29 protein-coding genes are annotated in these 25,169 nt (G+C 70.1%); 18 read left to right on the top strand and 11 right to left on the bottom strand.

Annotated features, from left to right (window positions below; genetic code table 11):
• The first annotated feature begins 101 nt into the window (after positions 1–101).
• Together ABZX85_RS32575 and ABZX85_RS32580 are read left to right on the top strand one after the other, a co-directional pair.
• Complete coding sequence (locus ABZX85_RS32575) at positions 102–1,010, top strand: peptidoglycan recognition protein (RefSeq protein ID WP_355876558.1); 909 nt, start codon at positions 102–104, stop codon at positions 1,008–1,010.
• A complete protein-coding gene (locus ABZX85_RS32580; RefSeq protein WP_355876560.1) occupies positions 973–1,185 on the top strand; it encodes a hypothetical protein in 213 nt (70 codons plus the stop codon). The genes ABZX85_RS32575 and ABZX85_RS32580 overlap by 38 nt, the downstream gene beginning before the upstream one ends.
• A 49-nt stretch (positions 1,186–1,234) precedes the next feature.
• Here the strand turns inward: ABZX85_RS32580 and ABZX85_RS32585 are convergent, their stop codons facing one another.
• Positions 1,235–1,753, bottom strand: a complete 519-nt coding sequence (locus ABZX85_RS32585; RefSeq protein WP_355876563.1) for a DUF4240 domain-containing protein — start codon at positions 1,751–1,753, stop codon at positions 1,235–1,237.
• Between the two features lie 213 nt (positions 1,754–1,966).
• Positions 1,967–2,935: a WYL domain-containing protein gene (locus tag ABZX85_RS32590; RefSeq protein WP_355876565.1), complete on the bottom strand. Its 969-nt coding sequence runs from the start codon at positions 2,933–2,935 to the stop codon at positions 1,967–1,969.
• 43 nt (positions 2,936–2,978) lie between these two features.
• On the opposite strand from ABZX85_RS32590, the gene ABZX85_RS32595 reads away from it, so the two are divergent.
• Positions 2,979–3,563 carry a hypothetical protein gene (locus ABZX85_RS32595; protein ID WP_355876568.1) on the top strand — a complete coding sequence of 195 codons (585 nt, stop codon included), beginning with the start codon at positions 2,979–2,981 and terminating at the stop codon, positions 3,561–3,563.
• On the opposite strand, the gene ABZX85_RS32600 is transcribed toward ABZX85_RS32595, so the two are convergent.
• From ABZX85_RS32600 to ABZX85_RS32610, 3 genes are read right to left on the bottom strand one after another with little or no spacing between them, the layout of a single operon-like run.
• Entirely contained in the window at positions 3,560–3,757 is a 198-nt protein-coding gene (locus ABZX85_RS32600; RefSeq protein WP_355876571.1) for a DUF397 domain-containing protein, read from the bottom strand. The genes ABZX85_RS32595 and ABZX85_RS32600 overlap by 4 nt on opposite strands.
• A gap of 8 nt (positions 3,758–3,765) precedes the next feature.
• Positions 3,766–3,975 (bottom strand): DUF397 domain-containing protein, encoded by a 210-nt coding sequence (locus ABZX85_RS32605; RefSeq protein WP_355876574.1) that lies wholly within the window; start codon positions 3,973–3,975, stop codon positions 3,766–3,768.
• An 8-nt stretch (positions 3,976–3,983) separates the two neighbouring features.
• The gene (locus ABZX85_RS32610) at positions 3,984–4,826 is read right to left on the bottom strand and encodes a helix-turn-helix transcriptional regulator (protein ID WP_355876577.1); all 843 of its coding nucleotides are present in this window, start codon (positions 4,824–4,826) and stop codon (positions 3,984–3,986) included.
• A gap of 194 nt (positions 4,827–5,020) precedes the next feature.
• Here ABZX85_RS32610 and ABZX85_RS32615 point away from each other — a divergent pair, with 194 nt between their 5' ends.
• Positions 5,021–5,443 carry an ATP-binding protein gene (locus tag ABZX85_RS32615; RefSeq protein WP_355876580.1) on the top strand — a complete coding sequence of 141 codons (423 nt, stop codon included), beginning with the start codon at positions 5,021–5,023 and terminating at the stop codon, positions 5,441–5,443.
• A 12-nt stretch (positions 5,444–5,455) separates the two neighbouring features.
• Here ABZX85_RS32615 and ABZX85_RS32620 read toward each other — a convergent pair whose 3' ends face one another.
• Positions 5,456–5,938, bottom strand: coding sequence for a GNAT family N-acetyltransferase (locus ABZX85_RS32620; protein WP_355876583.1), 483 nt, complete (start codon positions 5,936–5,938; stop codon positions 5,456–5,458).
• 84 nt (positions 5,939–6,022) lie between these two features.
• Here ABZX85_RS32620 and ABZX85_RS32625 point away from each other — a divergent pair, with 84 nt between their 5' ends.
• The 3 genes from ABZX85_RS32625 to ABZX85_RS32635 all read left to right on the top strand — a co-directional run bounded on the left by ABZX85_RS32625 (position 6,023) and on the right by ABZX85_RS32635 (position 10,184).
• The gene (locus tag ABZX85_RS32625; RefSeq protein WP_355876586.1) at positions 6,023–6,916 is read left to right on the top strand and encodes a TIGR01777 family oxidoreductase; all 894 of its coding nucleotides are present in this window, start codon (positions 6,023–6,025) and stop codon (positions 6,914–6,916) included.
• 159 nt (positions 6,917–7,075) lie between these two features.
• Positions 7,076–8,635 (top strand): NAD(P)/FAD-dependent oxidoreductase, encoded by a 1,560-nt coding sequence (locus ABZX85_RS32630; protein WP_355876589.1) that lies wholly within the window; start codon positions 7,076–7,078, stop codon positions 8,633–8,635.
• Positions 8,636–8,990: 355 nt separating this feature from the next.
• A complete protein-coding gene (locus ABZX85_RS32635) occupies positions 8,991–10,184 on the top strand; it encodes a hypothetical protein (RefSeq protein WP_355876591.1) in 1,194 nt (397 codons plus the stop codon).
• A gap of 46 nt (positions 10,185–10,230) precedes the next feature.
• On the opposite strand, the gene ABZX85_RS32640 is transcribed toward ABZX85_RS32635, so the two are convergent.
• Positions 10,231–11,667, bottom strand: a complete 1,437-nt coding sequence (locus ABZX85_RS32640) for a regulator (RefSeq protein WP_355876594.1) — start codon at positions 11,665–11,667, stop codon at positions 10,231–10,233.
• A 245-nt stretch (positions 11,668–11,912) separates the two neighbouring features.
• On the opposite strand from ABZX85_RS32640, the gene lipB reads away from it, so the two are divergent.
• The 4 genes from lipB to ABZX85_RS32660 all read left to right on the top strand — a co-directional run bounded on the left by lipB (position 11,913) and on the right by ABZX85_RS32660 (position 15,198).
• On the top strand, positions 11,913–12,710 hold the full coding sequence (lipB, locus tag ABZX85_RS32645; protein WP_355876597.1) for a lipoyl(octanoyl) transferase LipB: 798 nt from the start codon (positions 11,913–11,915) through the stop codon (positions 12,708–12,710).
• A 333-nt stretch (positions 12,711–13,043) separates the two neighbouring features.
• Positions 13,044–14,009, top strand: coding sequence for a lipoyl synthase (gene lipA, locus ABZX85_RS32650; protein ID WP_355876600.1), 966 nt, complete (start codon positions 13,044–13,046; stop codon positions 14,007–14,009).
• Positions 14,010–14,233: 224 nt separating this feature from the next.
• Positions 14,234–14,443: a hypothetical protein gene (locus ABZX85_RS32655; RefSeq protein ID WP_355876603.1), complete on the top strand. Its 210-nt coding sequence runs from the start codon at positions 14,234–14,236 to the stop codon at positions 14,441–14,443.
• A gap of 56 nt (positions 14,444–14,499) precedes the next feature.
• The gene (locus ABZX85_RS32660) at positions 14,500–15,198 is read left to right on the top strand and encodes a DUF4191 domain-containing protein (protein ID WP_355876605.1); all 699 of its coding nucleotides are present in this window, start codon (positions 14,500–14,502) and stop codon (positions 15,196–15,198) included.
• A 74-nt stretch (positions 15,199–15,272) separates the two neighbouring features.
• Here ABZX85_RS32660 and ABZX85_RS32665 read toward each other — a convergent pair whose 3' ends face one another.
• A complete protein-coding gene (locus tag ABZX85_RS32665) occupies positions 15,273–15,740 on the bottom strand; it encodes an RDD family protein (protein ID WP_355876607.1) in 468 nt (155 codons plus the stop codon).
• A 201-nt stretch (positions 15,741–15,941) separates the two neighbouring features.
• Here ABZX85_RS32665 and glnA point away from each other — a divergent pair, with 201 nt between their 5' ends.
• Positions 15,942–17,351: a type I glutamate--ammonia ligase gene (gene glnA, locus ABZX85_RS32670; protein WP_355876610.1), complete on the top strand. Its 1,410-nt coding sequence runs from the start codon at positions 15,942–15,944 to the stop codon at positions 17,349–17,351.
• 64 nt (positions 17,352–17,415) lie between these two features.
• Here glnA and ABZX85_RS32675 read toward each other — a convergent pair whose 3' ends face one another.
• Positions 17,416–18,276, bottom strand: a complete 861-nt coding sequence (locus ABZX85_RS32675) for a hypothetical protein (protein ID WP_355876612.1) — start codon at positions 18,274–18,276, stop codon at positions 17,416–17,418.
• A 281-nt stretch (positions 18,277–18,557) separates the two neighbouring features.
• On the opposite strand from ABZX85_RS32675, the gene ABZX85_RS32680 reads away from it, so the two are divergent.
• The 5 genes from ABZX85_RS32680 to ABZX85_RS32700 all read left to right on the top strand — a co-directional run bounded on the left by ABZX85_RS32680 (position 18,558) and on the right by ABZX85_RS32700 (position 22,163).
• The gene (locus ABZX85_RS32680) at positions 18,558–19,949 is read left to right on the top strand and encodes a hypothetical protein (protein ID WP_355876615.1); all 1,392 of its coding nucleotides are present in this window, start codon (positions 18,558–18,560) and stop codon (positions 19,947–19,949) included.
• Positions 19,950–19,980: 31 nt separating this feature from the next.
• Positions 19,981–20,181 carry a hypothetical protein gene (locus ABZX85_RS32685; RefSeq protein ID WP_355876618.1) on the top strand — a complete coding sequence of 67 codons (201 nt, stop codon included), beginning with the start codon at positions 19,981–19,983 and terminating at the stop codon, positions 20,179–20,181.
• A gap of 64 nt (positions 20,182–20,245) precedes the next feature.
• Positions 20,246–20,542 (top strand): hypothetical protein, encoded by a 297-nt coding sequence (locus tag ABZX85_RS32690; RefSeq protein ID WP_355876621.1) that lies wholly within the window; start codon positions 20,246–20,248, stop codon positions 20,540–20,542.
• Between the two features lie 122 nt (positions 20,543–20,664).
• Entirely contained in the window at positions 20,665–21,582 is a 918-nt protein-coding gene (gene htpX / locus ABZX85_RS32695; protein WP_355876624.1) for a zinc metalloprotease HtpX, read from the top strand.
• Positions 21,582–22,163 carry a hypothetical protein gene (locus ABZX85_RS32700; protein WP_355876626.1) on the top strand — a complete coding sequence of 194 codons (582 nt, stop codon included), beginning with the start codon at positions 21,582–21,584 and terminating at the stop codon, positions 22,161–22,163. Before htpX ends, ABZX85_RS32700 begins: the two co-directional genes overlap by 1 nt.
• Positions 22,164–22,263: 100 nt before the next feature.
• Here ABZX85_RS32700 and ABZX85_RS32705 read toward each other — a convergent pair whose 3' ends face one another.
• Positions 22,264–22,623 (bottom strand): arsenate reductase family protein, encoded by a 360-nt coding sequence (locus ABZX85_RS32705; protein ID WP_355876629.1) that lies wholly within the window; start codon positions 22,621–22,623, stop codon positions 22,264–22,266.
• A gap of 153 nt (positions 22,624–22,776) precedes the next feature.
• Here ABZX85_RS32705 and ABZX85_RS32710 point away from each other — a divergent pair, with 153 nt between their 5' ends.
• Positions 22,777–23,040, top strand: a complete 264-nt coding sequence (locus ABZX85_RS32710) for a hypothetical protein (protein WP_355876632.1) — start codon at positions 22,777–22,779, stop codon at positions 23,038–23,040.
• Positions 23,041–23,077: 37 nt separating this feature from the next.
• On the opposite strand, the gene ABZX85_RS32715 is transcribed toward ABZX85_RS32710, so the two are convergent.
• On the bottom strand, positions 23,078–24,688 hold the full coding sequence (locus ABZX85_RS32715; protein ID WP_355876634.1) for an alpha/beta fold hydrolase: 1,611 nt from the start codon (positions 24,686–24,688) through the stop codon (positions 23,078–23,080).
• Positions 24,689–25,169: the final 481 nt, after the last annotated feature.

Genomic DNA, 25,169 nt, shown 5'->3' on the forward strand with positions numbered 1-25,169 from the left:
CGCATGCGTGTACCTCGGAAAACGGCTGGAACGGGACGTTGGTTCCACCGAGTGGCACACCGCACATCGCGCCCGGAGTGCGACGAACCGACAGTAAGACCATGCGCATCGGACGCCGCCTCAAACCCGCGCCGCTGCTCGCCTGCCTCCCGGGGCTCGCGGCGGCGGCCTCGCTCGGACTGTGCGCGTCCGGGGTCGAGAGGGGGATCATCCACACGCGGGCCCACGCCGTCGTCGTACAGTCGGGTCTTCACACCGCCCCCCGGCCGCGGATCGTCCCCCGCGCGGTCTGGCTCGACGAGGGGCGCGGCCGGCCGGTGCGCCGTCAGCCGCCGCCCCGCTACGACGACAAGGTCGTCGCCGTCTTCGTCCACCACACCGACTCCCCGAACCACTACGCCTGCGCCGAGGCCCCCCGCATCATCCGCTACCTCCGCGCAGGTCAGACCGGGGTCCGCGACTGGGACGACATCGGCTACAACTTCCTCGTCGACCGGTGCGGGACGATCTACGAGGGCCGCGCGGGCGGCGTGGACCGGGCCGTCACCGGCGCGCACACGCAAGGCTTCAACCACCGTACGGCCGGTATCGCCGCGCTCGGCACGTTCACCTCGGGCAACAAGGTCCCGCCCGCCATGACGGAGTCCATCGCCGCGCTCGCCGCCTGGAAACTGGGCCTCGCCGACGTCGACCCCCGCGCCCCCGCCCACCTCACCTCCACCAGCGGCCACAGCCGCTACGCCTCCGGTACGACCGCCGTCCTCCCCTCCGTCGCGGGGCACAAGGACGGCTACATGACAACCTGCCCCGGCCTCGCCCTGATGGAACGCCTGCCTCAAATCCGTTCCCGCGCGGCCGAGTTGCAGGGGAGGGCGTTCACAGGAACACCTCAGGCGACCTTCAGGGTCCTCCCATTCCACGGCCCTAACGTCAGGGACGACACAAGCCGACAGGCACAGGGAGGCCGGAGAGATGAACGAGAACCGCACGCAGACGAGTTGGGCCCGTAACCCCTGGGCGGTCCTGTGCGCCGTCGCCGCGGTCGTCCTCGGCCCGGCCGCGACCACCGCGTCCGCACTGGACCAGGCGAACCGGGCGCCGATGCATCACGCGGTCCTGAAAGCGGAGCAGCAGCAGGCGTACATCCCGACGGACACGTCGAACCGGCGGCGGGTGGGGGTCTGAGGGGGGACCTGAGAGGTAGGGGTACGGGGATACCTCGGAGGTACGGGTACTACTCCTTGAACCGTTCCCACAGTCTCGGGTACCGCTCCGCCACCGCCCCCTCGTTCTCGAAGTCGATCGGCGTCCCCTCGGGCTCCGGTGGGGCGGGCGGAATCCCCAGGTCGGGGGCGACGACGCCGGTGAGCTGCTCGTACGCCTCGTCCGCCGCGTACCCCAGCTCCTCGCCGTCGCCGTCGATCTCCTCGTCGAAGTCGCCGAGCAGCTCCGCGAGGGAGTCCGGGTCGTGGAGGGCGCCCTCGAAGACGTCCCGGCCCTGACCGATCAGCCAGCACCGGAAGTAGTCGAAGGCGTCGTCGCTGACACCGTCCAGCAGGAGCCAGGCCGCGCCCCACAGATCCCAGCGGTACGCCCGGTTGTACCGCGCCTCGAAGTGACGGGCGAAGTCCAGCACCGCCTCCGGGTCGCGCTCCAGCAGCCGCGCGACCAGCAGATCCGCCTGCTCCTCCGGGTCCCCCTCGGCACCCTCCCGGGCAGCGTCCATCAGCTCCCAGAACTCCGTCTCGTCCATCACCGCTCCAGCATCGTGCTTCCCGCGACGCGACGCACCCGGAGTGGGGGGATCGGCCGGGGGTGAAGGGTGTGCGACGGACGCGGATTCGAAGAAGGGGGAGGGAGTGGCGGGGGTGAGGGCAGGGGCAGGGGCGGTACGACGATCCCGCGCCCGCTTCCCGTACGACCCACCCGGCCCACGGCTACGACCCACCCGGGCCCATCCCTCTCCTCACCCCGCCCCGTACAGCGCCCCCAGCCTCCCGGCCACCTCCACGAACCGCTCCCGCAGCTCCCTGGGCCCCACCACCTCCACGTCCGCGCCCAGCGCCAGCAACTGCGTGAACGCCACGTCCTGCGACTCGACCCCCAGCGTCACCGTCACCCACCCCTCCGCCTCCCCGACCTCCCGGAGCGCCTCCCGCGCGGCGAACGGGTCCGCGGCGTGCGGCAGCCGCCGTACCCCCTCGGGAGAGAGCCGTACGACGACCTCCTCCCGTTGCAGCGACCTCGCGAACAGCTCCCCCTGCGCCTCCCAGAACGCGGGCAGCTCGAAACCGGCGTCCCTCTCGAACGGGTCGTCGAGCGGCTCGACGGACTCGAAGCGGTCGACCCGGTACACCCGGAACTCGCCCTCGACACGGGCGCACAGGTACCAGACCCCGGCCTTCAGTACGAGCCCGTACGGATCGAGCTCCCGCTCGACGGTCCGCCGCCCCTTCTTCCGGTACACCCCCCGAACCCGCCGGTCCCCCCACACCCCCTGCGCCACCCCCGCGAGCCCCTCCGGAACCTCCGCCTCCCGGAACCACGCGGGCGCGTCGAGATGAAACCGCTGAGCGGCCACAACAGGAGCGTCCTGAAGCGCCGGAATCAACGCGGCGGCGACCTTCATCCGCGCCGCCGACGCCACGTCCTCCAACCCCATCTCCCGCAACGCCCCCGGCACCCCGCTCAGGAACAACGCCTCCGCCTCGCTCCTCCCCAGCCCCGTCAGCCTCGTCCGATACCCCCCGATCAGTCGATACCCCCCACCCCTCCCCCTCTCCGCATACACCGGAATCCCCGCCTCCGACAACGCCTCCGCATCCCGCGCCACCGTCCGCTCCGAAACCTCCAGCTCCACCGCCAACTCCGCCGCACTCATGGCGACCCGCCCCTGAAGCAACAACACCATTTTGATCAAACGGGCAGCACGCATACGTTCATGATGCAGGGGGCCACTGACAACGGGGGATCAACGGATGACCGCACCCAGTACCGACCCCTTCTCCCCGGTCGGCGACCCCGCCGTCGCCACGCTGGACGAGCGACGCGGCCTGCTGGCCGTGGCGGGCCTACGTGAGTACGGCATCCCGGCGCCGGTCGCGGTCTTCGACACGTCCGACCTGAGCAGCCTGGCCCTCACGCACTCACGTTTCCCGGTGTGGACACTGGCCTTCCACCCCCGCCTGCCTCTGCTCGCCGTCGGCACCGGCCGGTATGACGGCGGCTACTTCTTCGACGGGCAGTTGCTGCTTCTGCATCTCGGGACCGGCGAGACCCGGTCGCTCATCGAACACGAACTCGGAAGACAGGTGCTGGAGCTGGAATGGGTCGACGAACACGCCCTGCGGATTCTGATGGCCCCACCTGACGACTGGCAGGACGAACAAGCGCACGTGGAGGGAAACGTCGCGATGGTACGCCGGAACGACTGGTCCACGGTCCCACCACGGTCACTCACCGGCTACGACCTGGCCGGCCCGACCGTACCGGCCCCACGCCCCGACAACCGCGAGACAGCCCGCCGAACCCTCGCTGAGATCAGGCGAGTTCGAGGCTGTTAGCGGGGCGCTCGCACGGCCTCGACGAACGCGGCCCAGGCTTCGGCGCCGTGGAACTGGACGGGGCCGGCGGGGTGCTTGGTGTCGCGGACGGCGTGGCCCCCGGTCGAGGTGTGGGCGAGTTCGACGCAGTCGTTGTTCTGGGCCGAGTACGACGACTTGCGGAACGCGCTGACGATCTCGATCTCGGGAGTCACGGCACCTCTCAAGTGGTCGGCAGGTCACCCGACTTCAGCGCGGCGAGGAAGTGGGACCAAGGGGCCGGGCTGTGGAGCTGCGTCGGGCCGGAGGAGTGCTTGCTGTCACGGACCGCGTGGCTCCCGAGCGAGGTGAGCGCGAGTTCGACGCAATCGTCCTGCTGAGCCGAGTACGACGACTTGCGGAACGTGCTGACAAACTCGATCTCGGGAGTCACGGTACCTCTTACGTCGGCTGGTCCTTGTTGTCCAGCGCCTGGCGAATCCGGCGGGCGGACTGCGTGGGCGACAGTGCTGCCGAGCGTAGCTGATTGAAGATGTTGGCGTAGAGCGCCAGGTCATCCGGAGATTCAACGACCGTGGTGTGTGCCGGAGTTCGGACAGTGACGGCTTCCGCGTACGGTTCGACTCCGTACGAGAACGCGGTGAAGGCACCGGCCATGGTGGCGGTCAGGAAGGCTGTCGCCGGAAGGACCTGAAGCGTCACGTTCTGCCGACGGCCAGCCTTCAGTAGATGCTGCAACTGGCCCTCGTACACCTGGCCGCCCTCAGTGAGCGCGGTGATCGCAGGTTCCCAGACGACCACCGTGTACTGCACCTCCCCTTCTTCGATCCTCCGCTGCCGCTGCATCCGGACCTCGACCAGTTCAGCCACCTTGTCGTCCGGGACGAAGGCCGGACCGATGCCGATCACTTTCTCCGCGTACTCCGGCGTCTGCAACAAGCCGGGGATGAGGACCGGGTCCCAGGAGAGGATGTACGTCGCGTCGCTCTCCAGCGTGATGTGGTCCGCGTAGTCCGGGCGCAGCGTGTCCTGGTAATCGACCCACCACCCCCGCTCATTGCTAGTCCGCGCCCACCCCACCAACCGATCCCGCTCGTTCTCGTCCGTCACCCCGTACCGGTCCAGCAGCGTGCGCACCTCCAGCGCGGAGACCGACACGTGGCCGCTCTCGGCACGGCTCACCTTGCTCACCGACTTGATGATCGCCTCGGCGGCGGCCGACTGGTCGAGGCCGGCGGCTTCGCGGTGGCGGCGGAGTGCGATGCCGAGCCGACGGCTGCGCACGGTCGGCTTTCCCCCAACGGGCATGTCCCGTCTCCCTTCAACTGTGCTGGAGAGTCTGCCGTGTTGCTGCACTCGGGGATAGATAGAACATCAGAGCTAGCGCAAATTTGTGAGCCAAGCAGGTTGTGAACACGTTTCGAACACGGCTAGCTTCGTTGCGTAGCGCAAGCCACCCGGAACAAAGGGGATGAGCCATGCCCACGAACGCCGAGGCCGTTCGGACCGTCGCCCGGCAGTACCCGCGTCAGCGCCGCAGCGTCGCTCGCGTGCGGGACGATCTGCGGAATCAGCTCGTGCGGTGGCGGGTCGGGGGTGAACTCGCCTATGACGCGGAGCTGTTGGTGTCCGAGCTGGCCACGAACGCCGTGAACGCGAGGGCGTTGCCGGGGCGGGAGATCCTCGTCGAGGTCAGCCTCAGCGACACCGGGTTGCGGATCGAAGTCGCGGACCCCAGTGAGGAGTTGCCGGTGGCGAGGGAGGCCGGGGAGTGGGACGAGGGCGGGAGGGGGCTGGTGTTGGTGGCGGCGCTGGCCGAGGAGTGGGGGGTGGGGCCTCGGGAAGGGGTGGGGAAGGTGGTGTGGGCCGTACTCAAACTCCGTCGTGAGAACGGCACTTGAGGGCGCGCCCCTTCACAGGCTCCGGCCCATCAGCACATCGTCCACATACTCCCCGTCCAGCAGGAACTCCCCCGGCTGCACCCCCTCCACCACGAACCCCTCCCCCTCATACAGCTTGCGTGCGGGCGTGTTGTGGCCGAGGACGCGGAGGGTGATCCGGCGGGCGCCCTCCTCGCGGGCTTTCTCCATCGCCGCCCTGATCAGACCCCGGCCCAGACCACTCCCCCGCGCCTCGTCCGAGACGGCAAGGCCCTGGATCTGGCGGACGTGGGCGCTGACGGCGAGGGGGGCCGGGACCAGGCGGAGGTAGCCGACGACGGTGTCGTCGAGGGTGGCGACGAGGTAGTCGTCGGGGTGGTGGCGGTCGTCGAAGAAGGGGGCGCCTGGTTCCGGGCGGGGCATGACGGCGTGGCGGCGGGACCAGGTGCGGAGGTCCAGGTCCGCGAGGGCGGGGGCGTCGGTGAGAGTGGCGGGGCGGATGCGGGTGGTGGGCATGGGGTCACTGCAGGAGGCGGGGACGCGAATTTCGCTTGAAGGTTCAAACGGGGACTTTATGGGGGTCCGGGGCAGGATGGGGGCATGCGACGAATTGCGGTGGCCGGGGCTTCCGGTCTGATCGGGAGTGCGTTGGTTCGGTCTCTTGAGGCCGATGGGCACGAGGTGGTCCTGTTGGTGCGGCGGGCCGCCGCCGGGCCGCTGGAGGTGGCCTGGGAGCCGGAGGCGGGGCGGGTGGACGCGGCGGGGCTTGAGGGGGTGGACGCCGTCGTGAATCTCGCCGGGGCCGGGGTCGGGGACCGGCGGTGGACGGCGGCGTACAAGAAGACGATCCGGGACGGGCGGGTCAACGGGACGCGGGCGCTCGCCGAGGCCGTCGCCGCGATGGCCGAGCCGCCTCGCGTCTTCGTCAACGGGAGCGCGATCGGGATCTACGGGGAGACCGGGGACCGGGCGGTCGACGAGAGCGCGCCGGCCGCGTCCGGGTTCCTGCCGGAGCTGTGCGTGGAGTGGGAGGCGGCGACGGAGGCGGCCGAACTCGCCGGTGTGCGGACCGTGTTCGCCCGGACCGGGCTGGTCGTCGCGAAGGGGGGCGGCGCCTGGGGGAAGCTGTTCCCCTTGTTCAAGGCGGGACTTGGCGGGCGGATGGGGAACGGCCGGCAGTACTGGTCGTACATCGCGCTGCACGACGAGGTCGCCGCGATCCGGCATCTGCTCGACCGGGACGACCTCTCCGGGCCGTTCAACCTCACCGCGCCCGAGCCTCTGACGAACGGTCAGATCACCGACGCCATGGCCCGCGTGCTGCACCGGCCCAAGGTGTTCGCCGTGCCCGCGCCGGTGTTGAAGGCGGTGCTCGGGGAGATGGCCGGGGATGTGCTGGGCAGCGCCCGGGTCCTGCCGGGGCGGCTCCTGGAGTCCGGTTTCCGGTTCGCGTTCCCGGGGATCGACGACGCCGTGCGGGCCGCGCTGCGCTGAACTCCGGCCCGGTATGCGACCTGTGTGCGCCCGTGCTCGGTGTGTGCGCGAGCTGACCGTTCGCGGGCGCGGACCTACCCTCAAGCGGAACTCGGGTATCCCTACGGCGAGTTGAGGGCATGACGTTCTCGACTCGGCGCAATCCGCGAGGAGGGGCACGTGCTTGAGCCCGCGTACAAGGTCGACGTCGTCATCGTGGGGGCCGGGGTGTCCGGGCTGTCCGCGGCGCAGCGGCTGACCAGCGCAGGACTGTCGGTGAGCGTACTGGAGGCCGCCCCCGGGGTCGGGGGGCGGATGGCGACCGAGAAGGTCGACGGGTTCCGCCTCGACCGGGTCGGGCAGCTGCTGTCCACGGCCTATCCGGAGCTGGCGATGACGCCGGGGCTCGAAGGGCTGGTGCTGCGGTCCTTCGCACCGGGGGTGCTGCTGCACGGGGAGGGGCGGCGGGTGCGGGTCGTGACGCCGGCCGGGTCGAGGCCGAAGGGGTCGGCCCGGGGGGTGCGGCGGGTGCGGGCGGTCGGTCCGGGTGGTGTGCGCGGGGGGCGGGTCCGGGGGGTGCGCGGCGGTGCCGGGTTCGATGTGGCCGAGGTGCCGGGGGCTTCGCGGGCCGCCGTCGTGGGGGGTGCGCTGGGGAGTGTCGTCGGGGCCGGGGGGTCCGTCGTGGGGGGCGCGAGGGGCGCATTCGACGCCGTACGCGCCCTGGCGAGCGCCCCTCGGGCGGGGGGCGGGGACGACGCCCTGACCGCCAAGGGGTGGTACGGGGGTCCCCTCGGGTCCGCGATGGATCAGGCGCGGTTGCGGGGCGCGCTGGCCCGGCTGGCGTCCGTTCCCGTCGAGCGGCTCCTCGCCCGCGCCGAGTCGCCGGCCGGGGAGGCGCTCACGGCCCGGGGGCTGCCGGCGCGGACGGTGGACGCGTTCCTGCGGCCGTTGCTGGCGGCGCTGCTCTGCGATCCCGAGCTGACGACGTCGAGCCGGTGCGCGGATCTGGCGTTGCGGGCGTTCGTCGGGGGGCGGTTGTGCGTGCCGGAGGGCGGGGCCGACGTGTTGCCGGAGCTGCTCGCGTCGACGTTGCCGAGTGGCGTCGTACGGACGGGAGTTCGCGTCACGTCCGTCTCCACCACCTCCGTGACGACCGCCGAGCACGGGGAGTTCCGGTGCCGGGCGGTTCTCGTCGCGACCGACGCGCGGACGGCGGTGGAGCTGCTGCCGGGGCTTCGGGTGCCGGAGTTCCATCCGGTGACGGTCGTTCACCACACGACGGACGAACTCCCCGACACGGGTGGGGCGTTGCTGCTGGACGCGGAGCGCGGTGGGCCGGTCGCCCACACGGCGGTGATGAGCGAGGTCGACCCCAACAGGGCGCCCGCGGGGCGGACGTTGATCTCCTCGACCGTCCTCGGCACTCCCCCGGACGACCTCGACGCCGCCGTCCGCGCCCATCTCGCCCGCCTCTACGGCACGTCCACGTCCCGCTGGGAGACCCTGGCCGTCCATCACACCCCCGAGGCCGTCCCCGCCATGCGTCCCCCTCACGACCTGCGCCGCCCCGTCCGCCTCCTCGCCGGCCTCTACGTCTGCGGCGACCACCGCGACACCAGCACCGTCCAGGGCGCCCTGCACTCCGCGCACCGCGCGGCGACGGCGTTAATCGCCGAGCTGGGTGCCGAGGGGGCATCCCAGCCGGCCGACCCTCCGGCGACGGTGCCCGAGGCGGCGTGAGCGAAAGGGACGCCGACGAAAGGGGCGTCAAGGAAAGGGACATCAGGAAAAGGGACTTCAACCGTCCGGTTCGGCACCGCCGGGCCGGACGATGGGGGTTGAGCGCCGTCGCGGCGGAGAAAGGGGGGCGGGGAAGCGGCATGCGGGGAAATTGGGCGCGGGTCAGTGGAATGTGGAGGTTGGTGGAGGGGTGTTGAGAGGTTCGGCCGGTGGGTTGTTCGGCGGGGGCTCGGGGGTTTTCCCCGGCGAGAAGTGAACCGTCCCCATCATGACAGGTCAGCGCGTGTTTTCGTAGGACGGACGGCACAGTTGTCTTGGGTTGTTCGTGGCATTCCGGAAGCTCAGAATCTTGCGCATGGGGAACTCCAAGTCGGTTGATCAGGACGCGGTGTTGAGAGCTCGGACGACGTTGCTGGGATCAGGGAGGCGGAGTCTGCGGGAGGAAGTGCAGGCGTATCGGGTGCTGGCGCAGGTGAGTCCGCGGGCTTATCTGGGGAAGCTGGCCACGGCGTTGGTGTCGTATTCGTACGCACGGGAATTCCAGGGGCGGCCGGAGATCGTGTTCGCGTTGTGCGCGGAGGCGGTCGAGGCGGCTCGGGAGATCGGCGTGGAGGAGCCGCAGCAGACCGAGGTGCTGGTGCGGGCGTTGGGGGCGTACGAGAGGGAGTTGTTCGCGGCGGGGCGGCGGGAGGAAGGGCTCGCCGTGTGCCGGGAGGCGGCGGACGTCGGGCGGGAGGGGTTCGAGCGGGGGCAGGCGGTGAGCGAGGGCTACGGAAGTGAGCGGCTCGGGATCGTGCTCGCCGAGGAGGGACGGCACGAGGAGGCCGCCGAGGTGTTCCGGCGTGAAGTCGGCGGCTCCTTCTGGGAGTTGGTGTCGTATGCGGCCGAACTCGACGCGACCGGCCGGGCGCGGGCGGCATCGGAGGTGTTCGGCCGGCTCGTGGACGGCCATCGGCGCCGGCTCGGCTCGCAGGAAGGGTCGTTGGCGATGACCGTATCGGTGCTGGTGCAACACGCGCGGCTGTCCGGCACCGTCGACGCGGCGGCGGTGTGGGCCGAAGCGCTGGGCCTGCTCAAGGAGTTGAGCGAAGGCGGGGAGCGCCGGGGGTGGAGCGGCATCATCGAGTACTGGTCGACACTTCTCGCCCTGTCGGCGCGGTCGCTGGAGCCCGCCGGTTCCCCCGAGACGCCCGCACCGGCCTACGGCACATCCGCCCTGCGCTGGTCCCCCGACGTCCGAAGTGCCTGGTTCGCCGGGCTCGACGGGCTGGAGCGCGAGGCCGCCGACCCGCATACGGACCTCGCCCGACGGGCCGTCGCGCAGCACCGTCTGGCGGTCCGTTCGACACTCCACCACGGGAACGGGTCCTACCGTTTCGAGCAGACCCTCCAACCCCTCTTCGACGGATCGGTCGCCCTGTCACAGGAGTTGGGTGACCCGGCGTGGCACGCGCGGACACTGACGGACCGCGCGACGTTCCGGGTGGCGGCGTACCGCTACCGGGACGCGTACGACGACCTCCGGCAGGCGGTGGAACTGCTGGAGTGACCGGGCCAGGCCGGGCGGTCCGTACGGGCCGCCCGGCGCCCCGCCCCTACCCCAGCGCCGCCACCTTCTCCCGGTACCCCCGTACCGCCGCCGCGTCCTTGTACGGCTCCAGCCGGCGCTCGAAGTCGCGGACGTACTCCAGGGCTCGGGCGGAGCGCATCTCGGCGGCCTGGCCCGCCGCTTCCGCCGCGTGGCGGCACGCCTGGTCGAGTTCGCCGAGGGAGAGGCGGGCGGTGGCGAGGACGACGCGACAGAAGAGGCGGCTGCGGGCCTGGGTCGCGGGCCTCAAGTGCAGGGCGCGTTCGGCGTGTTGGGCCGCCGCGCGGAACTGATGGAGGTCGCGGTGGCAGTGGGCGAACTCGTCGGCGAGCTGCGCCTCGTCGAAGAAGCGCGCCCAGTACGGGACTTCCTCGGCGCCGGTGTGCTTGGACGCCTCCAGGGCGCGCTCCGCGCGGACCAACGACGTGGTGCAGGCCCGGACTTCGCCGAGGACGCCGTGGCCCCGGGCCTCCACCGCGTGCAGCAGGGCCTGGACGGTCGGGGCCGCCGCCGTGCCCACGCCCTGCTGGGCGACGCGGGCCAGCTGGACCGCCTCGCGGCCGTGGCCCAGGTAGACCGCCTGGCGGCTCATCGTGACGAGGACGTACGCGCCGTACGCGCGGTCGCCCGCCGCCTGGGAGAGGCGCAGCGCCTGGACGAAGTAGCGCTGGGCGAGGCCGTGCGCGGCGATGTCGTACGACGTCCAGCCGGCGAGGCGGGTGAGGTCGGCGGCGGCGGCGAAGAGGCGGCGGCCGGTCTGTTCGCCGTAGACGCCCCGGAGCATGGGCTCGCACTCGTGCTCCAGGTAGCGGACGAGGGCCTGGCGGGCGTGGCCGCCGCCGTACCTGCTGTCGAGGGCGCGGAACAGCTCCCCCACCGAGCGCAGGGCGGAGATGTCGCCGCCGGTGACCCGCAGGCTGCGTTCGCCCTGGGCGCGCTGGCGGGGGACCGAGGCGCGGCCCTGGACGGGGATGCGGGGGTTGGGTTCGGCGCGGGCGACGCGTTCGTCGGCGCGGCCGATGAGCCAGTCGCGGCTGGGGACGACGAGGCCGGCCGGGGTGAAGGCGATCTTGCGGAGTTCGGCGTGGCTGCCGGAGTCCTTGCGCCACAGGCCGCTGACGATGTCGACGGCCTCCTCGGGGGTGCCGGCGAACTCCAGGCCCGCGTAGACGGGGGCGCAGGCGTCGAGGCCGAGGTCCTGGGCGGTCAGGCGGCGGCCGAGGCGCCTGGTGAAGACCTCGGCGATCAGCGCCGGCGTCGTACCCCGCGGCTGCTGGCCGCGCAGCCAGCGGGTGACGGAGGTCTTGTCGTATCTGAGGTCCAGGCCGTGTTCGAGCCCGAGCTGATCGACCCGGCGGGCCAGTCCTGCGTTGGAGAACCCCGCTTCTGCGATGAGCGCGGCGAGCTGGCGGTTGGGGGTGCGTGGCGCGGGTCGGTCCGTCATCTGCGGTGCGGTCTCCTGCCTTCCGGGCATGTGACGTGCCCGGATGAAGTGCCCGGATTGCCTGTGAGCAGCCCAGTTGGCCTCGTGAACGGCGCGAATGTAGCGGAGCGTGAGCAAGCGGTCGCACTATCCGGGGTCCATTCATCCGATCGTGTGAGGATTGCCTGTCGGGCTGACGCGGGTGGGGCAGTCGTACAGTGGCGTGGAGGCGTTTCGTGCCTTACCACGTCGAGGAGGCGTTTGCCGTGAGTGAGCTGCGGTTCGTCCGCATGGGGTTCGGGGACGAGGCGGTCGAGTATCAGGTCGCCTGGGACGAACAACGGCGGGTTCATGCGGCGCGGTTCCTCGATGAGGTACCGGATACCGTGCTGCTCCTTGAACATCCGCCCGTGTACACGGCCGGGCGGCGGACGGTGGACAGCGAGCGTCCGCTCGACGGGACGCCGGTGATCGACGTCGACCGGGGCGGGAAGATCACGTGGCACGGGCCGGGGCAGATCGTCGGGTACCCGATCCAGAAGCTGCCCCGGCCGGTGGACGTCGTCGCGCATGTCCGGCGCCTTGAGGACGCGCTGATCCGGGTGTGCGCGGAGTTCGGGGTCGAGACCAGCCGGGTCGAGGGACGCAGCGGGGTGTGGGTGCTGGGCGATCCCGTCGAGGAGCGGCCCCTCCTCGGTGGGCTCTCCCTCGACTTCGATCCCCGGCTCACCGACGAGGAGTTCGATCCCCGGATGAACGGGCCCGAGTACGCGCCCTCCAATGCGGGGCAGCGGCGCGAGGACCGGAAGATCGCCGCGATCGGCATCCGCGTGGCCAAGGGGGTCACGATGCACGGCTTCGCGTTCAACGTGAACCCCGACAACAAGTGGTACGACCGGATCATCCCGTGCGGAATCCGGGACGCCGGGGTGGCGTCGCTCGCGGAGGAACTGGGCCGGGACGTGACCATCGACGAGGTGCTGCCGGTGGTGGAGCGGCATCTCAGGGAGGTGCTGGAGGGGGCGGAGCCGAAGCCTCGGGAGGTGGAGGGGGCGGGGGTCTGAACGCGTCAGGGGGTGGGGGGCTGTGTCGTGTGGCGGGTGCGGCGGCGATGTGGCTTGTCGCGCAGTTCCCCGCGCCCCTGACAGCCCACCTTCGGCGGGCATCAAACTCGCTCGACCTCAGGTTGGGGTCGCAACGGGGCTCGGCAGACGCCCCTCACCGAGGCCGGCGACCCGGGAGGCGTCGTCCGCTGCCGCTCGGCCTTCGGACGTCGCGCAGGACACCCCCGTCCGGGGAATGCGCCTCGCACCCAGCGGGTTGGCCTCAGCGCGGGGCTCAATTAGCACGGGCGTACCCTGGTGTACGCCGAAGAATCGAAGCACAGGGAGCCGGTCGTGTCCGCAGTCGCACCCGACGGACGCAAGATGTTGCGCCTGGAGGTCCGGAATGCCCAGACCCCCATCGAGCGCAAGCCCGAGTGGATCAAGACCCGGGCGAAAATGGGTCCCGAGTACACGAAGATGCAGGGGCTCGTGAAGAGCGAGGGGCTGCACACGGTGTGCCAGGAGGCCGGCTGCCCCAACATCTACGAGTGCTGGGAGGACCGGGAGGCCACGTTCCTCATCGGCGGCGACCAGTGCACGCGGCGCTGCGACTTCTGCCAGATCGACACCGGCAAGCCCGAGGCGCTGGACCGGGACGAGCCGAGGCGCGTGGGCGAGTCCGTCGTCACCATGGACCTGAACTACGCCACCATCACCGGCGTCGCGCGCGACGACCTGGAGGACGGCGGGTCCTGGCTGTACGCCGAGACCGTACGGCAGATCCACGAGCAGACGGCGTCCCGCGAGGAGGGCCGTACGAAGGTCGAGCTGCTGGCGCCGGACTTCAACGCCGTACCGGAGCTGCTCGAAGAGGTCTTCGCCTCGCGGCCGGAGGTCTTCGCGCACAACGTCGAGACCGTGCCGCGGATCTTCAAGCGCATCCGGCCGGGCTTCCGCTACGACCGCTCCCTGAAGGTGATCACGGCCGCCCGCGACTACGGCCTCGTCACCAAGTCGAACCTGATCCTCGGCATGGGCGAGACCCGCGAGGAGATCACCGACGCGCTGAAGCAGATGCACGCCGCGGGGTGCGAGCTGGTGACGATCACGCAGTACCTGCGGCCGTCCGTGCGCCACCACCCCGTCGAGCGGTGGGTGAAGCCGCACGAGTTCGTGGAGCTGAAGGAGGAGGCCGAGCAGATCGGGTTCTCCGGGGTGATGTCCGGGCCGCTGGTGCGCTCGTCGTACCGCGCGGGGCGGCTGTACCAGATGGCCGTCGAGAAGCGAGGCTCGTACGTGGCCAGTCAGGCCGTGTGAATTCACGCACAAGGAGCTACCGGTCAGTAATGGCCGAGACGGCGCGGCCCCGGACATTCCCGCAGATCACGCGGGCGCCGGGGCCGCGTTGAAAGTTTTCGGGACCGCACCAAGGTTTCATGGGCGTTTGACCGGTCGGTCACGCCCTGGTAACACCAATCAGTGACGCTGAAGTCACATCACGTAGGCCCATACCCAAAGCCGCTCCGAGGGGGGACCTCCACATGCAGGCCGCACCCGTTCGTGCCACCGCCATCCCGACGTTCACCGACGCCCTGCGCGCCGTCGAGTCGCTGCTGCTGAGCAGCGGCCAGCGCACCGCCCGCCGCAACGCCTGGACCTCCGTCCTGGAGGACCGCCGCCGCGCCAAGGACCGGGTCGAGGCCGAGCGCGTCCTCGAAGCGGCCGGCGCGGTCTCCGTCGTCCGCTCCTGACCCCTCACCTCTCACCCGGGGAGTCCGTGTCATCGGGGGCACGTAGACTTTCCGCTATGGCGAGAAGTGACAGCGCGGCAGACTCCGCGAACCCCGGGCGACTGAAGCAGATCGCCCTGACGTACAAGATGACCCGCAGGGCCGACAAGACGATCGGCCTGGTGCTCGCGGGCGTCTTCCTCCTCATCTTCGGTGTCTTTCTCGCGACCGGTTTCTGGATCGACCACCCGGTCTATCTCGGCATCCTCGGCTTCCTGCTCGCCTTCCTCGGGACGGCGATCGTGTTCGGCCGCCGCGCCGAGCGGGCCGCGTTCGGCCAGATGGAGGGCCAGCCCGGCGCCGCCGCCGCGGTCCTCGACAACATCGGCCGCGGCTGGACGACGACCCCGGCGGTCGCGATGAACCGCAGCCAGGACGTCGTGCACCGCGCGGTCGGCAAGGCCGGCATCGTCCTGATCGCCGAGGGCAACCCGAACCGGGTGAAGACGCTCCTCGCGGCGGAGAAGAAGAAGATGAACCGCATCGTCGCGGACGTCCCCGTGCACGACGTGATCGTGGGCGTCGGCGAGGACCAGATCGCGCTGAAGAAGCTGCGGACGACCCTGCTGAAGTACCCGCGCGTCCTCACCGGCCCGCAGGTCACGGCGACGAACGACCGGCTCAAGGCGATGGGCGACCTGATGTCGAACATGCCGCTGCCGAAGGGCCCCATGCCCAAGGGCATGAAGCTCCCGAAGGGCGGCAAGGGACGCTGAGCCGTCCGGACGAGTACGACGATGGGGGCGCCCAAGAGATCTTGGGCGCCCCCATCGTCGTACGGAATCCGTCTCTAGGCGCGGACCTCCACCGTCTGCGCCAGCCGGTCGTGCAGCCCACGCCCGTCCTTGTCCCAGACCAGCGCCGGGATCGCGAGGCAGAGCAGGACCGTGCGGAGCAGGGCGCGCAGGGGGTTGACGGTGCCCGTGGGGAGGTGGAGGACGCGGATGCCGAAGAGCCGCTTGCCCGGGGTGAAACCGAGCGTCGTGACCGTGAGGGCGCCCAGCAGGAAGAAGACCAGCAGGGCCCAGTTGCTGGTGGCGGGCGAGTAGCCGTCCGTGATGAGGCCGTATGCGATCAAGACGCTGAGGCCCCAGTCGACGGCGAGGGCGCCGAGCCGGCGGCCCGGGCGGGCCAGCGAGTTCGGGCCCTCCTCCGGGAGGCCGAGGTCCCGGCCCCGGTAACCGAAGTCGACCCCGGCTTCCTCCAAGGCCGCGCGGGGTCCGGAGAGCCACGATCCGAGTGCTTGCCTTTTGTCCACCCGTCCACGGTACTGGGCGCGCCGAGGGAAGCCGACAGGCGGGGTGGGACGGACGAGGTCCGGTTAACTTCGGCGAAACAAATGGGTCACGCCCGAGAAATCACCCGTCCCTAGGGTCGGGACGAGCGTGTGCCACCGCACTGGCCGCACGAACGAACTACCACCCCGGCTCGGGAAACAGCCGGGAGTAGGAGGAGCTGGATGTCCCAGAACGCCGACGACATCAAGAAGCTGATCACGGACGAGCAGGTCAAGTTCGTCGACGTGCGCTTCTGTGACCTGCCGGGCGTCATGCAGCACTTCACGGTGCCCGTCGACGCGTTCGACCCGGACGAGGAGCTGGCGTTCGACGGCTCGTCCATCCGTGGCTTCCAGGCGATCCACGAGTCGGACATGGCGCTGCGCGCCGACCTCGACACCGCGAAGATCGACCCGTTCCGCCGCGACAAGACGCTGAACATCAACTTCTTCATCCACGACCCGATCACGGGCGAGCAGTACTCCCGTGACCCGCGGAACGTCGCGAAGAAGGCGGAGGCGTACCTCGCGTCGACCGGTATCGCGGACACCGCGTACTTCGGTCCCGAGGCCGAGTTCTACGTCTTCGACTCGGTGCGCTTCTCGACCGCCGCGAACGAGAGCTTCTACCACATCGACTCCGAGGCGGGCGCCTGGAACACCGGTGCGGTCGAGAACAACCGCGGCTACAAGGTCCGCTACAAGGGCGGGTACTTCCCGGTCGCCCCGGTCGACCACTTCGCCGACCTGCGCGCGGAGATCTCCCTTGAGCTGGAGAAGTCCGGCCTCAAGGTCGAGCGCCAGCACCACGAGGTGGGCACCGCCGGCCAGGCGGAGATCAACTACAAGTTCAACACGCTGCTCGCCGCGGCCGACGACCTCCAGCTCTTCAAGTACATCGTGAAGAACGTGGCCTGGCGCAACGGCAAGACCGCGACCTTCATGCCGAAGCCGATCTTCGGCGACAACGGCTCGGGCATGCACGTCCACCAGTCGCTGTGGACCAACGGTGACCCGCTGTTCTACGACGAGGCCGGGTACGCGGGCCTCTCGGACACCGCGCGCTACTACATCGGCGGCATCCTGAAGCACGCGCCGTCGCTGCTGGCGTTCACCAACCCGACGGTGAACTCCTACCACCGCCTGGTCCCGGGCTTCGAGGCGCCGATCAACATGGTGTACTCGCAGCGCAACCGCTCCGCCGCGATGCGTATCCCGATCACGGGCTCCAACCCGAAGGCCAAGCGCGTCGAGTTCCGCGCGCCCGACTCCTCCGGCAACCCGTACCTCGCCTTCTCCGCCCTCCTCCTGGCGGGCCTCGACGGCATCAAGAACAAGATCGAGCCGGCCGAGCCGATCGACAAGGACCTCTACGAGCTGGCTCCCGAGGAGCACGCGAGCGTCGCACAGGTCCCGACCTCGCTGGGTGCCGTTCTCGACGCGCTGGAGGCGGACCACGAGTTCCTCCTCGCCGGCGACGTCTTCACGTCCGACCTGATCGAGACGTGGATCGACTTCAAGCGCACGAACGAGATCGCCCCGCTCCAGCTGCGTCCGCACCCGCACGAGTTCGAGCTGTACTACGACGTGTGATCCACACCTGCCGTACCGGCCGGGGCCGCCATCCGCGAGGGTGGCGGCCCCGGCCGCGTTCAGGTCAGCTGTCGGTGGAGGGTTCGGGGATGCGCCAAATGATGTGGAAGCGTTCGGCGTCGGGACGGCCGAACGGGCCGACAGGGCTGATCTGCTTGATGAGGTAGCCGAACACCATGTGTTGCGCTTCCTCCGAGACTTCTTCCCAGGTGTCCGGGGCCACGATCATCACCTCGCGCATGAGACTGAGGTCCGACTCGTTCTCCAGCATCTCGGCCCGGTCGTCCCGGTCCATCGTCTCGTCGGCGCGCATCGCGCGGATCGACTCCGCGAGGAGGTTGGGTTCGTTGCGCAGGCGGCGGAGAGTCTCTTGGCAGCCGTAGCGGAAAGCTGCGTACGCCTCCAACGCTTCCCGGTCAGGGTTGCTGTAGCCGTAGGGCGCACCTTCGTCCGCTCCTACGTAGTCGCCCTTCAACATGTGCAGCAGAACGCGCAGGGTGTGTTCGGTTCCCTGCTCCTCTATCTGCCTCACCATCAACTGGATCCACTCGTCCTCTGACACGATCGGGTCGTGGGGTGCGGCCAGCGATGGATGGATCTCGATGGCGCTGAAAGGGTTGAGCATCGCGCCCATGACCAGTTCCGGGTTCCATCTGCCGTCCTCGCCTCCCCAGCCGCCGTGCAGCAGTTCCTGGAACGACTTCCGGGCGCCCGACTCCCCTTCCCCGATCGAACGCCGCAGCAGCAGAAACCTCGCCGTCTCGGCCTCAGCGTCCCGGGGTGGACTGCACGACCCGGCCAGGACCGTGACAATGTCGTGGACGGTCTCCCAACGAGGTATCCGTAGCCCGTTGATGGCGGCTCGCACGCTCTCATGGCTGGCGTGCGACAACAGGTCCTCACGGGCGCGGATGAGCGTGCTCACCTTCCGGAACCCGAGTCCGCCCGCCGCACGGTGAAGTTCCTGAAGAGCCTCCGTCAACTCCTGCTGTGCCTCGGTCGGCCGAGACTCAGGGGAAGCACCCACCCGTTTCCTCCTGCTCAGAGTGTCAAGTTCCAAAGACACAGTAAAAGTCGCAGGCCAGGGGCGAGTCAGCTTTCGTCAAGTTCAGCGTCCGACCCGCCAAAGCGTGACTCGCTGTCCGACAGTGAGGTCAGCATGGAGAGAGCGCCGAAGGAGCGCCTTCCTCCAAGGAGTTGCCGTACATGCACATCCCTGGCTACGCCCATGCCACGATTCGCTCCGCCCTGCCGACCGTACCGACATCACGACAGGTCAGCGCCCTGGTCTGCTGTTTTTGCGACGATCCGTTCGGCAAGGACCTGGCGCCTGTTCCGCTCGGCCCGACGCCGGACTCCGGGCTGTTCGGCTGTCGCCCTTGTCTCACCCGACTGGTGACTCAAGCACGCCGCACACGTGACGGGGCGCTTGTCCTGAACGCCAAGCAGTTCCAGGCCGCCGCGGCGGAGTGGGAAGCCCGACGTGGGAGGTGCCTCGCCGAGTTGGCGCGTGTGCACGAAGCCGCTGAGGCGGTGAGGCAACTCGCCGAGAAGGGCGAACTGGAAGCTCGGCGAATCGCCTGGCTGTACGTCTCGTTGGAGTCGGCCTTCGCCTGGGCTACCGATGACCTTCCTGAGCCTCCCGAATACGCGGACCCCGACGACTCGATGCTCAGGGACGGCAAGTTCCGGCTCGACCTGGAGATGATCTCGGCGCGCGAAGCTGTCGCGGAACGGCTCGTCTACCACCTGATCAATGAAGGCATGCCTGCCGAACCGGAGATGTGTGAGGAGTTCGAGTGCCCGGAAGGCTGCGACGGACGGCACGACACCGACCACATCGACTGCGGCCCGGACGCGGTCTTCGAGGACCTGCTGGAGCACGGGTTCGAGATTGAGCGCGCGGAGAGCCCGCCATACACCGTGCCGGTCTCCTCGGAAGAGCCCGGCGACCGGAAGCTCAGCGAGGAGGACATGGCCACCGTGCTGACGCACTTCGGTATCGATGTAGACGACACCGAGGCCCTGCTCAGCGCGGCTGCGGTCGGGCTGGTCGCCACCGCCTGGGAAGAGGGGTTGGACGAGGTGATCGACGGCGCGGACATCGTGCCGAGCCGCGGAGAGTTCCGTGCGCAATGGTCCGATCTGTACCGAAGGGCACGTACCGCACTGCTCAGCGCCCGTGAGAGGCCCGAAGCACTGCTCGCCTTCCAAGCCGTCGCCGCAGATGTGGACCTCCCCTGGGCCGGCGGCTCTCGCTTCACCCTGCGGAGCAGTGGCGGGCCCACGGAGGAGTTCGTGAAGAACGTCGACAACCGCGTCTGGTTCACGTCGAAACTCATACGTGAACAGGGCTGGCGAACGGCTGTACTGCACAGGGCGACCTCAGCCGCGCTTGTCGGACCCGACCACTTCGGTACACCCGGCTGGCCCTCGACCGTCGCCACCATCATGGAACGGCTCGCTGGGCTGGACCGGTCCGAAGCCCCCAGGGCCCTGGCCGACCTGCCCAAGGTCGAAGCCACCCTGCTCGAAGCCCCCGACCGGCTCGGGGTGGACGCCCTGAACTGGATGTCCGACCACGCCTTGTTCGTCTGAGACTCGGCCGCGAAGAACCAGTGGGGGCACCATGAAATGGGACGAGATCAGCATAGCCATCCTTGCCGTGTTCGGCTGCGTCATGCTGCTGCTCACGCAGGTCAAGGAGGTGTTGGGGAAGCTGCCAGAGATCATCCGGGCCTGGCGTCAGGTCCGGCGAGAGTTGCGGGGCACCGATCCGCCGGAAGGTTCCACACCTGATGCGGCCACGACCGACCCGAGCATCGAGTGACCTGGTGAAGAAGGCGGGCGTATCGTCGATCTATAGGCATCGACCGGGCTGGGGGCACCGAACCATGTCGGAACGCGACCGTGAGAAGGACGAGGAAGAGCGGGAGTTCGATCTTCGGTGGGCCGAGGGGGCCGCCAGCAAGGAGCCGTCGGCGCGGGCGCGGATGCTGGCGGCGAAGTGGAAGGAGGAGCCGCCGGAGGCGGTGCCGTTCCGGGGGGAGCCGGTGGGGCGCCGGAGGCGGTTGCGGGTGCCCAGGGTGCGGCTCGGGGCGGGGTCGCCGTGGCGGTCCGTGGTGGTGGTGTTCGGGACGATCGCGGTGGTGATCGTCGTGCTCGGGTACACCGGGTTCCAGGGGTTCTAGCAGGGGGCTCAGCAGGGGTTCTGTGAGCTTTTGCCTTGAGCGGGGCTGTTCAGGGACTGTTCATGGGGTGGTCACGAGCACACTGGGCAGTGGGGCGAGTGCCTGACTGCGGGGTGATGCAGATGCGGAGCCGTTTTCGGAGTGACCGGCAGCTGACCGTACGGATGACGGTCACGATGTTCCTGCTGGGGCTGCTGTACGTGGGGTTCGTCGCCGCCCTGATAGTGCTGCTCAAGTCGTGGCTGCTGGTCGTGGTGGTCGTGGCCGCGATGCTCGGCGCCCAGTTCTGGTTCTCGGACCGGATCGCGCTGTTCGCGATGCGCGGGAAGGCCGTGGAGCGGGAGGAGTATCCCGAGCTGCACGCGGTCGTGGACCGGCTGTGCGCCCTCGCGGACATGCCGAAGCCCGTCGTCGCCGTCTCGGAGATGGACATGCCGAACGCGTTCGCGACGGGCCGCAACCCCGACAATGCGGTGGTGTGCGTGACGACAGGGCTGCTGCGGCGGCTGGAGCCGGCGGAGCTGGAGGGCGTCCTCGCGCACGAGCTGTCGCACGTCGCGCACAAGGACGTCGCGGTGATCACGATCGCCTCGTTCCTCGGCGTGATGGCGGGACTGATCGTCCGGTTCGCGCTGTACTCGCAGGTGTTCGGCGGGCGGGACCGCAAGGACCAGAACACCATCGCCGTGTTCGCCGCCGTGCTGGGTGTCTCGATGGCCGTGTACGCGCTGAGCTTCCTGCTGATCCGCGCGCTGTCCCGGTACCGGGAGCTGGCGGCGGACCGCGCGGCGGCGCTGCTCACCGGCCGCCCCTCGGCGCTCGCGTCGGCCCTGACGAAGGTGGACGGCACCATCGCCCGCATCCCCTCGAAGGACCTGCGGACGGCGCAGGCGTTCAGCGCGTTCTACTTCACCCCGGCGCTCGGCGCCGAGCCGGGTATCGCCCGGTACTTCTCCACCCACCCGACCCTGGACCAGCGGCTGGAGCAACTCGGGCGGATCTCCGGCGAGTTGGGCGAGCCCGTAGGGAAGACCGACTGATGGGACTGCTGGACATCCTGCTGGGCCGGACCAAGCCGGTGGCACCCGACCTGGACCAGCTCTTCGCGCTGCCCTCGGCGGCCATCACGCTGGAGGCGGCGGCCGGACTCACCCCGACCGGCGTGGGCGCGGTGTGCTTCGCGACGGTCGAGGGCTCGGCGTTCGACCAGACGCACCGGGAGGTGCAGGCCCTGCTGGACGCGGACACCGACCGCACCGGCCCCCCGGTCGAGCTGACCCGTGACACGTACGGCTACTCCTGGCTCGTCTCGCACCGCTCCCCCGACGACCTCTCGGCCCTCGTCAACGACCTGCACGCGGTGAACAGTTCGATGGAGGTCAACGGGTTCGGGCCGCAACTGCTGTGCTCGCTGGCCGGGTTCACGGACGGCGACGGGCGAAGACTCGCGCTGGTCTACCTCTACAAGCGCGGCACGTTCTATCCGTTCGCCCCGCTGGGCACCTCCCAACGCCGGGACAACGCGCTGGAGTTGCAGGTGAAGGCGGCTCTCGTGAACGACCTGCGGGTGGAGCAGGACCTGAGCCGGTGGTTTCCCGTGTGGGGCGCGCCGGGGCTGTAAGGGTTAAGGGGGTCCCGCCGCTCGTGGCCGCGATCGGCGGGACCTATGAAGTTGTGTCGCCGATGAGTACGGATTCCCCCGCCGGAACGCTCAGGGCCGCTCAGTTCGCGAGCGTCCCCCGTACCGCCTCCTCCGTCCGCGCCACCACCGCCGTGCCGTCGTCGGCCGTGATGATGGGCCGCTGGATGAGCTTCGGGTGGGCGGCGAGGGCTGCGATCCAGCGGGCGCGGGAGGCGTCGTCGCGCGGCCACTCCTTCAGGCCCAGCTCCTTCGCGGCGGCCTCCTGCGTCCGCACGATGTCCCACGGCTCCAGACCGAGCCGGCCGAGGACCTCCCCGATCTCGGCCTCGCTCGGGACATCCTCCAGGTAGCGGCGGACGGTGTAGTCGGCGCCCTCCGCGTCGAGGATCGTGAGGGCGCTGCGGCACTTGGAACAGGCGGGGTTGATCCAGATCTCCATGCGCCCCACGGTAGCGCCGAACACCCCCGAAAGCCCCTTTGATCAGGGGCTTTTGTCAGTGGCGGACGGTAGAATAGAAGCAGTGTTCGAGGGTGACGCCGGGGGGCTCGACCGCTTCCCGGCGCCGTCCTGACCGCAACAGGAGGTTCGCCTGTGCCCGCTGTCCTCTTCGACCTGCCGTACGCCCCCGTAGAGAAGCACCCGCTGCCCGCCGGGCGCCCGCGCGAGTGGTACATCTCGCACAACCGCCGCCTCAAGGCCATGCGCCTCGCCATCGCCCTGCTCGACGCGGGCGTCTTCGTCCCGAACCAGGCCCGCAACGAGAAGATCCGCTCCACGGCCGAGGCCATCGGCATCCACCCGCCGTCGGACACGACGTGCCACATGGTGCGGGCGCTGATGCGGTACTCCCGCTGAACCGAGGGCCGGACGCCGGGCGTCCGGCCCTTCTCCGTCAGGCGTACGCCGCCATGAGGCCGTGCACGTACGCCGCCATCCGCTCGCCCAGCAGTTCGGGGGTGAGGTCGGTGCGGCCCGACTCCCGCCAGGGGCCCGCGAGTTTGCCCGCGTCGGCCGCGTAGGCGAGGCAGTCGAGGAGGCGCCAGTAGAGGTGGTCGGGGTTGCTCGCCAACCGCCGTCCGCCGTGGGCCTCGTACCGGGCACGGAAGCCCAACCCGGCCTCGGGGCCGTGCAGGAGGGCCAGGGCGGTCGAGCAGTGGGCGACGTCCAGATCGGCGGGCCCCCAGGAGGTCTCGACCCAGTCGACGACCCCGGTGACCCTCGACTCCCCTCCTTCCCCTGCGAACAGCACGTTCCCGGGGTGGAAGTCCCGGTGCAGGAAGCAGCCTTCGTACGACGGCGGCTCGCGGCGGATGACGTCCACCGCGCGCGTCCACAACTCGCCCTCGGGGACGCTGACTCGGTCGGCGGAGGTCCATGCCTGGTAGTCGCGGGGGCGTTCCTGCGGGTCCACCGCGTGGATGCGGGCGAGGAGTCGGGCGAGGAGATCCTGCCGGTGCTCGGCGCCCTCGTCCTCGAAGCGGACCTCGCCGGGGAGGAGGGACATCGCGAGGGACGGGTGGTCGCAGTGGTCGGCGGTGGCGTCGACGCCGATCAACCGGGCGGCGGGGATGCCGGGTTGACCGGCGAGGAGGGTGAGGATCGCGGCCTCTCTGGCGAGCAGGCCGGGGGCGTGGCGCCGGAAGAAGGGCTTCACGAAGCTGCGGAGTACGACGCCGGAGCCGTCGTCGAGCGTGACGCGGCGCATCTGGGAGCTCCAGCCGCCCTTCAGCCGACGGGAGTCGGTGTGGGCCCTGCCCGTCCGCTTGGCCAGCCACTCCCAGGTCGCCGTCCAGCCGTGCCCGGCGAGGAGGCCCTCCACCAACTCCCGCCGCGCCTCGGCGTGGTCCCGGTACCAGATGCCCAACTGATGGTCCGCGCCGTCCAGTTCGACCCTGCTGTACTGGGACCGGGTGGTGAGGGCGTCCTCGATCGCCTCCGTGACCTCCTGGGGGATCACCTCGTCCGTCTCCGGTACGAGGAGCAGGGCGCGGCCGGGGTAGGCGCGCAGGGTCTCCAGAGCGGGTGAGGTTCGCCAGGAGCCCGGGGTACGGATGATCGGCGTGAAACGGCCCCCGCCGAAGGGTTCCTCCCAGGCGTCGGCGGCGTACACGGCGGGGGCGCCGAGGGCTATGGCTGTGACGCGGTGGCCGTAGTGGGCGACAAGGTCGGCGACCGTCTGCCCGCTCATGCTGAATCCGACGAGGATCAGCGGGCCGCCGCCGGGGGCGTACGCGTCGATCACCCCCACCGCCTGCTCGAACCGGCGCCTCAGACTCGACTCCCCCAGCTCACCGGTGCTTTCCCCGTGCCCGGAGAAGTCGAAGGCCAGCACCCGGCAGCCCCGCGCCGCGAACTCCTCGGCCAGCGGGAGGAGTCGGGCCTTGCTGCCACGTCCGGCGCCGTGCAGAAGGACGGCCGTGGTGGAGGCGGTGGGAGGGCCGCCGCACACCCCGCTCAGGAGGTCGCCGCCGGCGTCGTACGAGAAGGAAGTCAGCTTGGGCATGGGGTCATTGATACATCTCCGGGGAGGGGGAGCCCGGTGCGGAACGGAAGGGGGTCGTCATGGTGTTGCTCGGGTTCGGGCGTCACGTGTGGTGGCGTCACGTGTGGTGGCTCGCCGCTCTCCGGAGGCCGGAGGCACGGGCCGGCCGCCGTCGTACCAGGCGCCTCGGGAGCGTCGGGGGAGGCAGGCTCGGTGGAGGGGCGGCGCAGGGCGCTCTCGTCGGCCGCTCGGCGGGGTCGTGCGGTCGTCGGGCGGCTGAAAGGTGCCGTCCCATCGCGTCCCATCGGCTCGGGCGCACTTGCGTGTGCTGCGGCACCGGAGGTCCGGTCATCGCATACGAGTCGGCGGGCGGGGTCCCGGACGGCGAGGCGGTGAGGGTGGTCTCTGTGAGAGGTACGGCCGAGCGCCGTAGGGGGGCGGGGCGCTCCTGTCGGGCCGCTCGCGCGCGGGCTCGGCGGGCCGTGCCGTCGTCGGGCGGCTG

Source organism: Streptomyces sp. NPDC004539 (assembly GCF_040610055.1).
Lineage (GTDB): Bacteria > Actinomycetota > Actinomycetes > Streptomycetales > Streptomycetaceae > Streptomyces.